At 69.8% G+C, this 13,408-nt stretch carries 11 protein-coding genes; 5 read left to right on the top strand and 6 right to left on the bottom strand.

The genetic code is table 11. From position 1 onward, the window contains the following. Window positions 1-46: 46 nt before the first annotated feature. Window positions 47-1,699 (top strand): bifunctional 3'-5' exonuclease/DNA polymerase, encoded by a 1,653-nt coding sequence (locus HFP15_RS14865; RefSeq protein WP_168515790.1) that lies wholly within the window; start codon window positions 47-49, stop codon window positions 1,697-1,699. Here the strand turns inward: HFP15_RS14865 and hrpA are convergent, their stop codons facing one another. Genes hrpA through ybiA form a run of 3 tightly spaced genes read right to left on the bottom strand, consistent with a single transcriptional unit; the run spans window position 1,700 to window position 7,323 of the window. After that, complete coding sequence (gene hrpA, locus HFP15_RS14860) at window positions 1,700-5,554, bottom strand: ATP-dependent RNA helicase HrpA (RefSeq protein ID WP_168515788.1); 3,855 nt, start codon at window positions 5,552-5,554, stop codon at window positions 1,700-1,702. Between the two features lie 46 nt (window positions 5,555-5,600). Then, complete coding sequence (locus HFP15_RS14855) at window positions 5,601-6,764, bottom strand: lactate 2-monooxygenase (protein WP_168515786.1); 1,164 nt, start codon at window positions 6,762-6,764, stop codon at window positions 5,601-5,603. 46 nt (window positions 6,765-6,810) lie between these two features. Further along, complete coding sequence (gene ybiA, locus HFP15_RS14850; RefSeq protein WP_312871597.1) at window positions 6,811-7,323, bottom strand: riboflavin biosynthesis intermediates N-glycosidase; 513 nt, start codon at window positions 7,321-7,323, stop codon at window positions 6,811-6,813. A gap of 105 nt (window positions 7,324-7,428) precedes the next feature. Here ybiA and HFP15_RS14845 point away from each other — a divergent pair, with 105 nt between their 5' ends. Continuing rightward, complete coding sequence (locus HFP15_RS14845) at window positions 7,429-8,643, top strand: Bcr/CflA family multidrug efflux MFS transporter (RefSeq protein ID WP_168515782.1); 1,215 nt, start codon at window positions 7,429-7,431, stop codon at window positions 8,641-8,643. On the opposite strand, the gene HFP15_RS14840 is transcribed toward HFP15_RS14845, so the two are convergent. Then, window positions 8,633-9,139: a winged helix-turn-helix transcriptional regulator gene (locus tag HFP15_RS14840; RefSeq protein WP_168515780.1), complete on the bottom strand. Its 507-nt coding sequence runs from the start codon at window positions 9,137-9,139 to the stop codon at window positions 8,633-8,635. The two genes, HFP15_RS14845 and HFP15_RS14840, sit on opposite strands and share 11 nt — an antisense overlap. 91 nt (window positions 9,140-9,230) lie before the next feature. Here HFP15_RS14840 and HFP15_RS14835 point away from each other — a divergent pair, with 91 nt between their 5' ends. Then, window positions 9,231-9,878, top strand: a complete 648-nt coding sequence (locus tag HFP15_RS14835) for a dihydrofolate reductase family protein (protein ID WP_168515778.1) — start codon at window positions 9,231-9,233, stop codon at window positions 9,876-9,878. Window positions 9,879-9,880: 2 nt separating this feature from the next. Here the strand turns inward: HFP15_RS14835 and HFP15_RS14830 are convergent, their stop codons facing one another. Further along, window positions 9,881-11,104, bottom strand: coding sequence for an NAD(P)/FAD-dependent oxidoreductase (locus HFP15_RS14830; RefSeq protein WP_168515776.1), 1,224 nt, complete (start codon window positions 11,102-11,104; stop codon window positions 9,881-9,883). 133 nt (window positions 11,105-11,237) lie between these two features. On the opposite strand from HFP15_RS14830, the gene HFP15_RS14825 reads away from it, so the two are divergent. Both HFP15_RS14825 and HFP15_RS14820 read left to right on the top strand, forming a co-directional pair. Next, entirely contained in the window at window positions 11,238-11,450 is a 213-nt protein-coding gene (locus HFP15_RS14825) for a hypothetical protein (protein ID WP_168515774.1), read from the top strand. Between the two features lie 71 nt (window positions 11,451-11,521). After that, window positions 11,522-12,328, top strand: coding sequence for an ABC transporter ATP-binding protein (locus tag HFP15_RS14820; RefSeq protein WP_168515772.1), 807 nt, complete (start codon window positions 11,522-11,524; stop codon window positions 12,326-12,328). Here HFP15_RS14820 and gcvT read toward each other — a convergent pair whose 3' ends face one another. Further along, window positions 12,329-13,408, bottom strand: coding sequence for a glycine cleavage system aminomethyltransferase GcvT (gene gcvT / locus HFP15_RS14815; RefSeq protein ID WP_168515770.1), 1,080 nt, complete (start codon window positions 13,406-13,408; stop codon window positions 12,329-12,331).

Raw genomic sequence — 13,408 nt, 5'->3', positions numbered from 1 at the left:
CCAGTGCCCTGCCCGGATTGTCGGTGGGTCGGCGCAGAATGGCCACGTGCACATCTTCGTCGGTCAGGAGGAAGACGGCACCTGTTCGGTGCTCGATCCATCCGGCAGGCGGACCCTGGAGGAGCCCGCTCTGGCCGCGCATCTGGCGGAGCTGGAAGCCCGGCATCGACCACGCTGGGTGCTCCCCTCCGTCCAGCAGCTCTATCCGGCGCTGGTCGCCGCCGGGCTGCGCGTCGGCCGCTGCCACGACCTGATGCTCGCCGAGGGCCTGCTGCTCGGCCACGAGGGCCGCATGGGCGAGCCACGCGGGCTCGCCGCGGCGCTGGCCAGGGCACAAGGCCTCGAACCGCCGCCGGACGCGCCCAGCCACGCCGACGCACAGCCCGCGCTGTTCGAGACCCGCTCGACGGGCCTGCCGCCCGGCACCTCGGTGGTCGACGCGGCGAAGACCGTGCTGGCCGAGCAGGAGCGGCGAATCCGCGGCACCGAGCATCCGGAGCGGTTCCGGCTGCTCGTCGCGGCCGAGTCGGCGAGCGCGCTGGTGGCCACCGAGATGGCGGCGGACGGGTTGCCGTGGCGCGCCGACGTGCACGACTCGCTGCTCACCGAACTGCTCGGGCCACGCGTGCCCTCGGGCCAGCGACCCAAGAAACTGGCCGAACTCGCGGCACGGGTGAGCGAGGCCTTCGGCGGCAAACCCGTCAACCCGGACAGCCCGCCCACGATCGTGCGTGCGTTCGGCCGCGAGGGGATCTCGATCCCGTCGGCGCGGGCGCACGTGCTGCGCGAGGTCGATCATCCGGCCGCGGCCCGGCTGCTGGAGTATCGCGAACTGGCGCGCCTGCACTCGGCCAACGGCTGGGCGTGGCTGGACGAGTGGGTCAGCGACGGGCGGTTCCGGCCGGCGTGGGTGGTCGGCGGCGTGGTGTCCGGGCGCTGGGCCAGTTCCGGTGGCGGCGCACTGCAGATCCCGAAGACACTGCGGGTGTGCGTGCAGGCGGATCCGGGCTGGAAGCTCGTCGTGGCCGACGCGGCGCAACTGGAGCCACGCATCCTGACCGCATTGTCGGGCGACCGGCGGCTCGCCGACGTTTCCGCGTCCACGGATCTCTACGCGCGATTGTCGGAGGCGATGTTCTCGACGCTGGACGAGAAATCCCGCGGCCGCGCCAAGATCGCGATGTTGTCGGCGATGTACGGCGGCACCGCCGGCGAGGCGTCGTCGCTGCTCGCCCTGCTGCGCCAGCGTTTTCCGGATGCGGTGTCCTATGTGGAGCATGCTGCCCAATCGGGTGAGCGTGGCGAGCGGGTGCGCTCGCGGCTGGGCCGCACCTCGCCCGCGCCGTCGCAGGCGTGGCGAGCGCTGACCGGCGCCGCCGACGCGGACGAGTCACGCGCCCGCCGCGCGGCACGGGACTGGGGGCGCTTCACCCGCAACTTCGTGGTACAGGCCAGCGCCGCCGATTTCACCGCGGTCCTGCTGGCGACACTGCGCCGCCGCCTGCCCGAACCGGCGCACCTGGTGTTCTTCCAGCACGACGAGGTCATCGTGCACGCCCCCGAGGACCTGGCGGATCAGGTGCCCGCGCTGATCGACTCGTCGGTCGCCGAGGCCGCGGCGCTGATGTTCGGCCCGTCGTGCCCGGTGCATTTCCCGATGGACGCCGCGGTGGTCTCGGTATACGCCGACGCGAAGTGACTAGGCGGCCGCGTCGAGCGCCTTCACGATGCGTTTGACCGACACCGGATGCGCGGTTCCCAGCGTTTGCGCGAAGTAGCTCACCCGCAGTTCCTCGATCATCCAGCGCACGTCCAGCAGGGCCGGGCCGGGAGTGACGCCGGGCGGCAGTGCGTCGACCGCGTGCTGGTACTCCTCGCGCAGCCACGTGATGTCCCGCAGCTGTTCGAGGTCGCGGGCGGCGCCGGTGGACAGTTTGTCGATGCGGCGTTCGATGGCGCGCAGGTAGCGCACCACGTTCGGCAGGCGGTCGAAGCCCGTCGCGGTGACGAAACCGGGGAAGATCAGGCCGTCGAGCTGGGTGCGAATGTCCGCGAGGGACCCCGCAGGGCCGCGTGCGTCGGCGAGCCGGGCCTCGACGTCGTTGGCCGCGCGCAGAATCGACTCCACCGTGGACAGTACATCCAGGACGGTCGGGTTGACGTCGGCGCGTACTTTTTCCAGCAGTACCGCGAAATCCGCCTCGTCCCAGACCGGGCCGCCGTTGTCGGCCATCAGCTTGTCCACCGCGCAGTCGACGCAGTCCTCCAGCAGGCCGGCGACGCTACCGTGCGGATTGCGGCCCAGTACGAGCTTCGACGCGTTGCTCAGGTTCCGGCTGATGAACTTCATCGGCGAGGACAGGTTCAGCCGCAGCAGCTTCCGCGTGCCCAGCCACATCTGCTGTCCCTGCTGCACCGGCGTGTCCAGCATCCGCACGGCGACCGTCTCGCCCTCGTCCACCAGCGCCGGATACGCCTTCACGTCGTGCCCGCGGCGCTTGCCTTCGAAGACCCTCGGCAGCTCGCCGAACGCGGCGTTGGTCAGCCCGCCGCGTTCGATGTCGTTGGCGGCCTTGGAGATCGTCGCGCGCAGCTGGCCGCTGAGCTCGCGCTTGAGCGCCTCCAGGTCTTTGCCTTCGGCGACCTTGCGGCCCTTCTCGTCGACCACGCGGAAGGTCATCCGCAGATGGTCCGGCACCGCGGACCACGCATCCGGCGGCACCGCGACGCCACGCAGCGCCTCCAGTTCGTCCGCCAGCACGTCCAGCAGCGGCCCGTCCTGCGGAAAAACCCGCGACAGCACCAGTTTCGCCGTATCCGGCGCCGGCACGAAGTTGCGCCGCAGCTGCTTCGGCAGCGATTTGATCAGCGCGGTGACCAGTTCCTCGCGCAGCCCCGGCACCTGCCAGTCGAACCCGTCCGGGCCGACCTGGTTGAGCACCGGCAGTGGAATGTGGACGGTCACCCCGTCCGCGTCCGTGCCGGGCTCGAACTGGTAGGTCAGTTCGAAGCGCAGCGAACCCTGCGCCCACACGTCGGGGTAGTCCGACGCCAGCACCTGCTCGGCGTGCTCGTTGATGAGCATCGCCTTTTCGAAGTTGAGCAGGTCCGGCTGCTCACGGCGAACCTTCTTCCACCACGTGTCGAAATGCCGCGAGGACACCACTTCCTCGCCGACGCGCCGGTCGTAGAAGTCGAACAGGGTGCCCTCGTCGACCAGCAGGTCGCGCCGCCGTGCCCGGTTCTCCAGGTCCTCGACCTCGTCCAGCAGCGCGCGGTTCTCGGTGAAGAACTTGTGGGTGGTGTCCCAGTCGCCTTCGACGAGCGCGTGCCGGATGAACAGCTCCCGCGAGACCCCGGGATCGATGCGGCCGTAGTTCACCTTGCGCGACGCGACGAGCGGGACGCCGTAGAGCGTGACCCGCTCGTTGGCCATCACCGCGCCGCGCTTGCGCTCCCAGTGCGGCTCGGAATAGTTGCGCTTGACCAGGTGCCCGGCCAGCGGCTCGACCCATTCCGGCTCGATGCGCGCGTTGACCCGCGCCCACAGCCGGGACGTCTCGACCAGCTCCGCCGACGCGATCCACCGCGGCTGCTTCTTGAACAGCGACGACCCCGGGAACACCGCGAACCGCGCGCCACGAGCACCGAGGTAGTCGCCCTTCTCGGGGTCCTTGAGCCCGATGTGCGACAGCAGCCCGGCGAGCAGCGAGGTGTGGACACGTTGTGGATCGGCGGGTTCGCCGTTGAGCGTCACGCCGAGCGGTTTGGCGAGCTGGCGAAGCTGGCTGTAGATGTCCTGCCATTCGCGCACGCGCAGGTAGTTGAGGAACTCGTTGCGGCACAGCCTGCGGAACTGGTTGCCCGACAGCGTCTTCTGCTGTTCGCGCAGGTACTCCCACAGGTTGAGGTAGGCAAGGAAGTCCGAGGTCTTGTCGGCGAAGCGCGCATGCTGTTGCTGCGCCGCCTCCTGCTTGTCCGACGGCCGCTCGCGGGGGTCCTGAATGGACAGCGCGGCGGCGATGATCATCACTTCGCGGACGCAGCCGTTCTTCGCGGCCTCCAGCACCATGCGGCCCAGCCTCGGGTCCACCGGCAGCTGCGCCAGGTCCCGGCCGGTCCGGGTGAGCTTGTCGTTCTCCAGCGCGCCCAGCTCCTGCAGCAACTGCACACCGTCGGTGACCTGGCGACGGTCCGGCGGTTCCACGAACGGGAACGCGGCGATGTCGCCGAGTCCGAGCGAGGTCATCTGCAGGATCACCGACGCGAGGTTGGTACGCAGGATCTCCGGATCGGTGAACTCCGGCCGCGACTGGAAATCGGCTTCCGTGTACAGGCGGATGCAGATACCGTCGGAGGTGCGGCCGCAGCGGCCCTTGCGCTGGTTGGCCGAGGCCTGCGAGATCGGTTCGATCGGCAGCCGCTGCACCTTGGTGCGGTGGCTGTAGCGGGAGATGCGCGCCGTGCCGGGGTCGATCACGTACTTGATGCCGGGCACCGTCAGCGAGGTCTCGGCGACGTTCGTGGCGAGCACGATGCGGCGGCCGGTGTGCCGCTGGAACACACGGTGCTGGTCGGCCGCGGACAGGCGCGCGTACAGCGGCAGGATCTCCGTGTTGCGAAGGTCCTGTTTGGACAACGCGTCGGCGGTGTCGCGGATTTCCCTTTCCCCGGAGAGGAAAACGAGGATGTCTCCAGGACCTTCGGCGCAGAGTTCGTCCACGGCCTCGGAGATGGCCTGCACCTGGTCGCGCTCCAGCTCGGGCTGGTCCGGGTCGACGATGGGCCGGTAGCGCACCTCGACGGGATAGGTGCGGCCGGACACCTCGACGATCGGCGCGTCCCCGAAGTGCTCGGAGAACCGCTCCGGATCGATCGTCGCCGAGGTGATGATCACCTTCAGATCGGGGCGGCGCGGCAGCAGCTGCTTGAGATAGCCCAGCAGGAAGTCGATGTTGAGGCTGCGCTCGTGGGCCTCGTCGATGATCAGCGTGTCGTAGCGGCGCAGCATCCGGTCGCTCGTGATCTCGGCGAGCAGGATGCCGTCGGTCATCAGCTTGACGAGCGTGTCCTCGCCGCTGCTGTCGGTGAAGCGGACCTTGTAGCCGACGGTGCTGCCCAGCTCGGTACCCAGCTCGCTGGCGATGCGCTCCGCGACGGTCCGCGCGGCGAGCCTGCGCGGCTGTGTGTGCCCGATCTGCCCGCGCACGCCGAGGCCGAGTTCGAGGCAGATCTTCGGCAGCTGCGTGGTCTTGCCCGAACCGGTCTCGCCGGCGACGATCACGACCTGGTGGTCGCGGATCGCGGCGGCGATGTCGTCCTTGCGCTGGCTGACCGGCAGTTCCGCGGGGTAGGAGATCTCCGGCACGCTCTCGCGGCGCAGCTGGATGCGCACCTCGGCGGCCTCGATGTCGGCGGCGATCTGACGCGCCACCCGCTCCTGGTCGCGTGCTTTGCGGGCACCGTCGATCCGGCGGCGCAGCCGGTGCTCGTCGCGCGGCATCAACTCGGGCAGCCTCGCCCGCAGTTCGGCAAGGGGGGATGGCGTAGACATACGTGTACCAGGATAGCTGCCTGGTCACGCCGTTTTCGCCGAGTGATCAGCCTCGCTGCAGTGCGCTTGGCGACAGCTCCCCCGGCGTCCGGTACCCGGCCAGCGCGAGCGTCAGGTCCAGCTCCGCGAGCAGGCTGCGCACGACGTGCCGCACGCCGTCCTCACCGCCGTGGGCGAGTCCGTACACGTAGGGGCGCCCGAGCAGCACGGCCTTCGCGCCGAGGGCGAGTGCCTTGAGGACGTCCGCGCCGGTGCGCACGCCCGAGTCGAACAACACCTCGGCCCGGCCGCCGACCGCCTGCGCGATCCGGGGCAGCGCCTCCAGCGACGCCAGCGCGCCGTCCACCTGCCGCCCGCCGTGGTTGGACACCACGATCCCGTCCATCCCGGCATCCACCGCACGCCGCGCGTCATCGACGTGCTGGATGCCCTTGAGCAGGATCGGCCCGTCCCACAGCTCGCGCAGCACCGACAACCGGTCCCAGCTCTTGTCGGTACCGGTGAACATCCCGACCCACTGCAGGATCGCGGTGGGCAGGTCCTCCTCGGGCGTCTTCGCCAGCCGTGCCCGAAACGCCGGGTCGGACATCGCGATCGCCGTGCCCTCGGCCTTGAGGAACGGCAGATACGCCTGGTCGAGGTCGCGTGGCCGCCACGCGAGCGTCCACGTGTCGAGCGTGACGACGAGCGCGGTGTAGCCCTGCTCGCGCGCCCGGCCGAGGATGCTGGCGGTCACGTCGGGATCGTTCGGCCAGTACAGCTGGAACCAGCGCGGGCCGCTGCCGCCGGCCTGCGCGACCTCCTCGATCGTGTGCGCGGCGGCGGTCGAGAGGATCATCGGCACGTCCAGGGCGGCCGCGGCACGGGCGGTGGCCAGCTCGCCTTCGGGGTGCACGATCGTCTGCACGCCCACCGGCGCGAGCAGCACGGGCGCGGGCAGCCGCCGGCCGAACAGCGTCACCGACAGATCGCGTTCGGTCGCGTCGGTGAGCATGCGGGGCACGATCTTCCAGCGGTCGAAGGCTTCCCGGTTCGCGCGCATCGTGGCTCCCGAGCCGGCGCCGCCCGCGACATAACCCAGGGCCTGCGGGGTCAGCAGCTTCGCGGCGGATTCCTCCAGCGCGGTCAGGTCCGTGGTGAACGCCGGTGTGGTCCCGCCGAGACCCTGCAGATAGATCTCGTTCTGGTAGCCACCGAATTTCTCGGCCACGCGCACCTCCTCGTAGCAGCCCGTCGCGAACTCTACTGGCCGGTAATCACTCCGCCAGCCGGGACCTGACCGCCATCAACGCGAGCCCCAGCAGATTGAGGCCCGGCCACGTGTCCGGATCGACGACGCGCGCGTCGTGGGCGGCGAGCCCGATGCCCCAGATGCGGTCCTCCGGGGACGCCTCGACCAGCACGGCGTCCCGGGTGCCGAGCAGGAAATCCCGCAAGGTGGGATGTTGGGTGAACTTCGCGAGGTTGCCCTCGACGACGATCTCGAACCGCCGCTGCTCCCAGCGCGACTCGTCGAACCCGGAGATCTGCCTGCCGAGGGCCTTGGCCTCCTTCGGATCGGTCGTGCGCAGGATCTGGCCCGCGATGTCCGCGTCGCCGAACAGCAACGCCTTCTCCGACATCATGAAGTGCTCCGCCGTCGGATAGGCCCGCCCGCCGACGACGAACTCGGCCGGCCACCACTGGCTCAGACAGGTTGGGCCGACGCCGTTGCCGGCCGGCTCGTGACCCCAGAAGTACAGGTACTCCGGCTCGTCGAGACTCCGCACGGCGGAATTCCTACCAGAACCGCCAGTGGCGCGGAACACACTTAGCCAGGACAAGGAATAACGCGCGGCTTGTCGCGCGCTGGGTCCACGGGAGACGGGAGAGAAATGACCGCCGCAACGGCAGACGTGACACCCGCCAGACCGAGGACCTTGCGCTACGCGCTCATCCTGGGCGGACTGTCCGCTTTCGCGCCATTGTCCATCGACATGTATCTGCCCGCGCTGCCGACCATGGTCGAGGACCTGCACAGTTCGGACGCGACCCTGCAGGTCACGCTGACCGGGTTCATCATCGGGCTGGCACTGGGCCAGCTGGTGATCGGGCCGGTCTCCGACGCGATGGGCAGGCGCAAGCCGCTGCTGGCCGGGCTCGCCCTGTACGCGGTGATGTCGGTGCTGTGCGCGCTGAGCCCGTCGGCCGGGCTGCTGGTCGGTTTCCGTCTGCTGCAGGCGATCGGCGCCGCGGCGGGAGTCGTGATCGCCCGCGCGATCGTGCGCGATCTGTACTCCGGCACCGCGATGACGAAGTTCTTCTCGATGCTCATGCTCGTCAGCGGCCTGGCGCCGATCCTCGCGCCGGTGGTCGGCGGCCAGTTGCTGCGGGCCACGTCGTGGCGCGGGGTGTTCGTCGTACTGACCGTGTTCGGCGCCGCGCTGCTGCTCGCCGCGGCGTTCGCGTTGCCCGAACCGCTGCCCCCGCAGCGCCGCCGGTCCGCGCGGTTCGGCGCGACTCTGCGCAACTACTGGTCGCTGCTGCGCGACCGCTCCTTCCTCGGTTACGCGCTGGCGGCCGGGCTGATGTTCGCGGGGCTTTTCGCCTACGTCTCGGCCTCGTCGTTCGTGCTGCAGGACGTCTACGGCCTCAGCCCGCAGCAGTTCAGCCTCGTGTTCGGCGCGAACGGGGTGGGCATCGTGCTCGCGGGCCAGATCAACGGGCGGCTGGTCGGCCGCTTCTTCCGCGAACGGACGCTGCTCGCCACCGGGCTCACGCTGTCCACCGTCGGCGGGCTGGGCGTGTTGCTGGCCGCCGTGTTCGCGCTGCCGCTGCCCGCGCTGCTCATCCCGCTGGTGCTGCTCGTGTCCAGCATCGGTCTGGTGATGCCCAACGCGTCGTCGCTGGCGCTGGCCGAGCATCCGCACAACGCGGGTTCGGCCTCGGCGCTGCTGGGCGTCATGCAGTTCGTGATCGGCGGCATGGCGACCCCGCTGGTCAGCATCGGTGGCGCGGCCAGCGCGGTGCCGATGGGCACGGTGATGGCCTCCTTCGCGGTGGCCGCGGTAGTCGTGTTCCGGACGATGACCCGGCCCGTCAGGACTTGACCTCCCGCTCCGCCACGGCGCGTTCGTAGGCGGCCCGGAGCTGTTCGGAGGCCCGCGGCCGGTCCGGATCCGGGCGCGGAATGCCCAGGTGCAGTTCCCGCAGTTCGTCCATCAGGTCGTTCCACAGCGGCGGGCCCGCCTCTTCGAGCAGTTCGGCGCGCACGGCCAGCTCGCGGGTGGTCGGCCGGTGCCGCAGCCCCCACGACCCCAGAACCGCCATCACCGGCACCAGCTGGATCGCGGCCTCGGTGAGGCTGTAGGTGGCGCGCTTCCCGCGACCGGCGTCCTCCCGCGTGAGCAACCCCTCCGCGACCAGCGATTTGAGCCTGCTGGCCAGGATGTTCGACGCGATCCGCTCGTCGGAGAGCGTGAGCAGATCCCGGAAGTGCCTGCGGTTTCCGAAGATGATGTCGCGCAGCACGATCAGGCTCCACTGATCGCCGATGGCCTCCACGGCCGCGTTGATCGCGCACCCCGACCGCGGCCGGTCACGCATTGCCGCCTCCAAACCGATTGCACTTTGCCACCACTGAGCCTAGGGTACTCGCTAAGTGATTGCATTTCGCAACCAGCCTTGGGAGGGCACGATGTCACGGGTACGAATTCACAACTTCGCGGTCTCGCTCGACGGTTTCAGCACCGGCGAAGGGCAGAGCCTGGAGACGCCGTTCGGACACGCCGGCGAACGACTGATGAGCGGCTGGTTCTTCCAGACCCGCACGTTTCGCGGGATGCAGGGCAAAACGGACGGGAGAATGGGCGTCGACGACGCCTTCGCCGGCCAGTGGGGCGGAGAGATCGGCGCGGAGATCATGGGGCGCAACAAGTTCGGGCCGCAGCGTGGACCGTGGGAGAACCACGACTGGACCGGGTGGTGGGGGCCGAACCCGCCGTTCCACACGCCGGTGTTCGTGCTGACCCACCATCCCCGCCCGTCGGTGGAGATGGAGGGCGGCACGACGTTCCACTTCATCGACGCCACGCCCGAGGAGGCGCTGCGGCAGGCGCGCGACGCCGCGGGCGGGCTGGACGTGCGCATCGGCGGCGGCCCGGCCACGGTGCGGCAGTTCCTGGCGGCCGATCTCGTCGACCACATGCACGTCGTGCTCGTCCCGATCCTCCTCGGACGCGGCGAACGCCTGTGGGACGGTCAGGAAGGGCTGGAGGAACGCTTCGACATCGAGTCGGTGACCTCCCCCACCGGCGTCACGCACATGTCCTTCGACCGGCGCTGACGTCAGACGAGCCCGGCCAGGTCGCCCTGTTCGAGATCGCGGGCGCTGACCTTCGTGTCGTTCTCCACGAGCGCCTTCAACGCGTCGCCGTCGTCCCAGACGTTGACGTTCATCGCGGCGGTGACCTGGCCATCGCGGACCCAGAACGCGATGAACTCGCGTTTGGCCAGATCACCACGCACGACCAGCTCGTCGGTGTCGAGATCGGCGAGGCCGCGGTACTCACACCCGAGGTCGTACTGGTCGGAGAAGAAATAGGGCGCCCGGTCGTACGGTTCGTGCGCGTCGAGCAGGTTTCCTGCCACGTGGGTGCCCTGGTTCTTCGCGTTGGCCCAGTGTTCGACGCGGACGCGACGGCCGTAGCGGGGATGGAAATGCGCCGCGATATCGCCCACCGCGTAGACGTCCGGCGCCGCCGTGCGCAGGTTCGCGTCGACCGCGACCCCGCCGCCGTCGGACAGTTCGAGACCGGCCTGGTGCGCGAGATCCACGCGCGGCGCCACACCGACCGCCACCAGCACCAGATCCGCGGGCAGCTCCGTGCCGTCGGCCAGCCGCACGCCGCGCACCCCGTCCGGGCCGCCGGTCACTTCCGCGACACCGCTGCCGAGCTGCCAGCGCACCCCGTGTTCGGAGTGCAGGTCCTGGAAGACGCGCGACACCTCGGGCCCCAGCACCGGCAGCAACGGTGCGGAGATCTGGTCCACGACGGTGACGTCGACGCCGTGTTTACGCGCCGCAGCCGCGGCCTCGGTGCCGATCCAGCCCGCGCCGATGATCACCATGCGCTTCGCGTCGGACATCGCGGCGCGCAACGCGAGCGCGTCGTCGAGCGTGCGCAACGTGCGCACACCGGGAAGATCCGCGCCCGGCACCGGAAGCGAACGCGGTTGCGATCCGGTCGCCAGCAGCAGCCGGTCGTAGGGGTGCTCGCCGCCTTTGCCGTCGTGCACCAGCCGTGCGCCCAGTTCGATCCTGGTGGCGTGCGTACCCGAACGAAGATCGACGTTGTGCTCACGCCAGAAGTTCTCGTCGCGCACCCAGTCCGGCTCGTCGGTGTCCCCGAGGAGCAATCCCTTGGACAACGCCGGAAGTTCGTACGGCCGGTGCGGTTCTGCGCCCAGTACGACGACATCGCCGGAAAAACCCTGTTCCCGTAAGGAAGCCGCCGCCGACGCGCCGCCGAGCCCGGCACCGACGATCACTACTCGTTCTGGAGCTGTCATCTCGCCTCCCATCTCCGGTGACGTGGCTCACGCTACCGGCCACGGCGGTTTTTCGCGCGCGCCCCGTCACGACACCGGGCCGGCGACGTCCCTTCTCCCGAGAGGGCAGCCGATGAGGGGAAGGCGAGGAAACGTGGCGTCTCGAGAGGAGTGGTCGGTCAACTGCCGCGATCTGGCGGGGCGGCGGCGCGAGCTGACCGTGTTCACCAGCAGCGGGCGGATCGTGCTCGTGGCTCCGCCTGGTGAAGCGGCCGTTCTGGAACCACTGGACGTCGGCAGGCTGCGTGCGGCACTGCGCGACGCGGTGGTCGCGGTCAGCCAGGACCCGAAACACGCCCGCGAATAGTCCGAAGATCACAGATCCTTTTCCGGCCGACGCGGTACCTTTCGGCCGGTCCGATAGGTTAGCCTAACTTCATGACCGCTCTCGCCGAGACGACCACGGCCACTCGCCTGCACGGCAAGGAACTCACGCTCGCCTACGACGGGCGGACCGTGGCCGAGGATCTCGCGGTCGCCATTCCCGACCGGTCCTTCACCGTCATCGTGGGCCCTAATGCCTGCGGCAAGACCACGCTGCTGCGCGCCCTCGCGCGGCTGCTCAAACCCCGCAAGGGCATGGTCTATCTCGACGGTGAGGTCATCACGTCGTTGCCCGCCAAGCAGGTCGCGCGCCGGCTCGGCCTGCTGCCGCAGAGTTGCATCGCGCCCGAGGGCATCACGGTCGCCGATCTCGTCTCGCGCGGGCGGTACCCGCACCAGCGGCTGCTGCGGCAGTGGTCGAAGGAGGACGCCGCGGTGGTCGAACGGTCGATGGCCGCGACCGGGGTGGACGAACTCGCGGACCGGCTCGTCGACGAGCTTTCCGGCGGGCAACGGCAGCGGGTGTGGCTCGCGATGGCGCTGGCGCAGGAGACGGACCTCCTGCTGCTGGACGAGCCGACCACGTTCCTGGACATCTCGCACCAGATGGACATCCTCGACCTGTGCGCGCAACTGCACACGGAGCAGGGCCGCACGCTGGTGGCGGTGCTGCACGACCTCAACCACGCCGCGCGCTACGCGACGCACCTGATCGCGATGCGCGACGGCAAGGTGCTGGCGACCGGCACCCCGGAGGAGGTCGTCACGGCGGAGAAGGTCGAGCAGATCTTCGACCTCCCGTGCCGCGTGATGCCGTGCCCGGAGACCGGCACCCCGCTCGTCATCCCGAAGGCGCGCTAGTCAGCCCCGCTTGTAGAACGGCATCGCGACGACCTCGACCGGGACCGTGCGGCCGCGGATGTCGACCGACAGGCCCGTGCCGGGCTCGCTCAATTCCCTTGGTACGTAGGCCATCGCGATCGGGTAGCCCAGGGTCGGCGACAGCGCGCCGCTGGTGACCTCGCCGATTTCCCGCTCGCCGTCGAGCACCTTGTACCCGTGCCGGGGCGCGCGCCGCCCCTCACCGCGCAGGCCCACGAGCACCTGCGCGGGCTCGCGGCGTCCGTCCAAAGCGGACCTGCCGACGAAGTCACCGGGCTTCTCGAACTTCACGACTCGGCCGAGACCGGCGTGGAACGGCGTCAGCGCGGTGGACAGTTCATTGCCGTACAAGGGCATTCCGGCTTCCAGACGCAGCGTGTCCCGGCACGCCAGCCCCGCCGGCAGCAGGCCGTGCGGGTCGCCGGCCTCGGTCAGCACATGCCACACGTCGACGGCCTCGGCGGCGGGCACATACAGTTCGAAGCCGTCCTCGCCGGTGTAGCCGGTGCGCGCCAGCAGCACGTCGCGGCCGCGCACGACCGCGGGCATGCTCGCGTAGTACTTGAGGCTCGCCAGGTCCGCATCGGTCACCGCACCCACGATCGCCGCGGAGTTCGGGCCCTGCACCGCGATCAGCGCGGTGTCGGCCGAGCGGTCGGACACCACGGCGTCGAACTTCGCGGCCCGCTCGCTCAGCTCCGCCGCCACCACCCCGACGTTGGAGGCGTTGGCCACCACGAGGTACTTCTCGTCCGCGAGCCGGTAGACCACCAGGTCGTCGAGGACGCCACCATCGGCCGCGCACATCATCGTGTACCGCGCCCGGCCGACCTTGACCCCGGAGAGGTTGCCGACCAGCGCGTAGTCCAGCGCGTCGGCCGCCTGCGGGCCGGTCAGCTCGATCTCGCCCATGTGCGAGAGGTCGAACAACCCGGCGGTCTCGCGCACAGCGCGGTGCTCGGCCAGTTCGCTGGCGTACCGGACCGGCATCTCCCAGCCCGCGAAGTCGGTGAACAACGCGTGCAGTCCCTTGTGGACACCGTAGAGGGCGGTGTGCAT

The sequence above is a fragment of the Amycolatopsis acididurans genome (genome assembly GCF_012328925.1).
GTDB classification, from domain to species: Bacteria; Actinomycetota; Actinomycetes; order Mycobacteriales; family Pseudonocardiaceae; genus Amycolatopsis_E; species Amycolatopsis_E acididurans.
The sequence above is the reverse complement of the archived record's forward strand: the minus strand, read 5'-3'. Positions and strand labels throughout refer to the sequence as shown.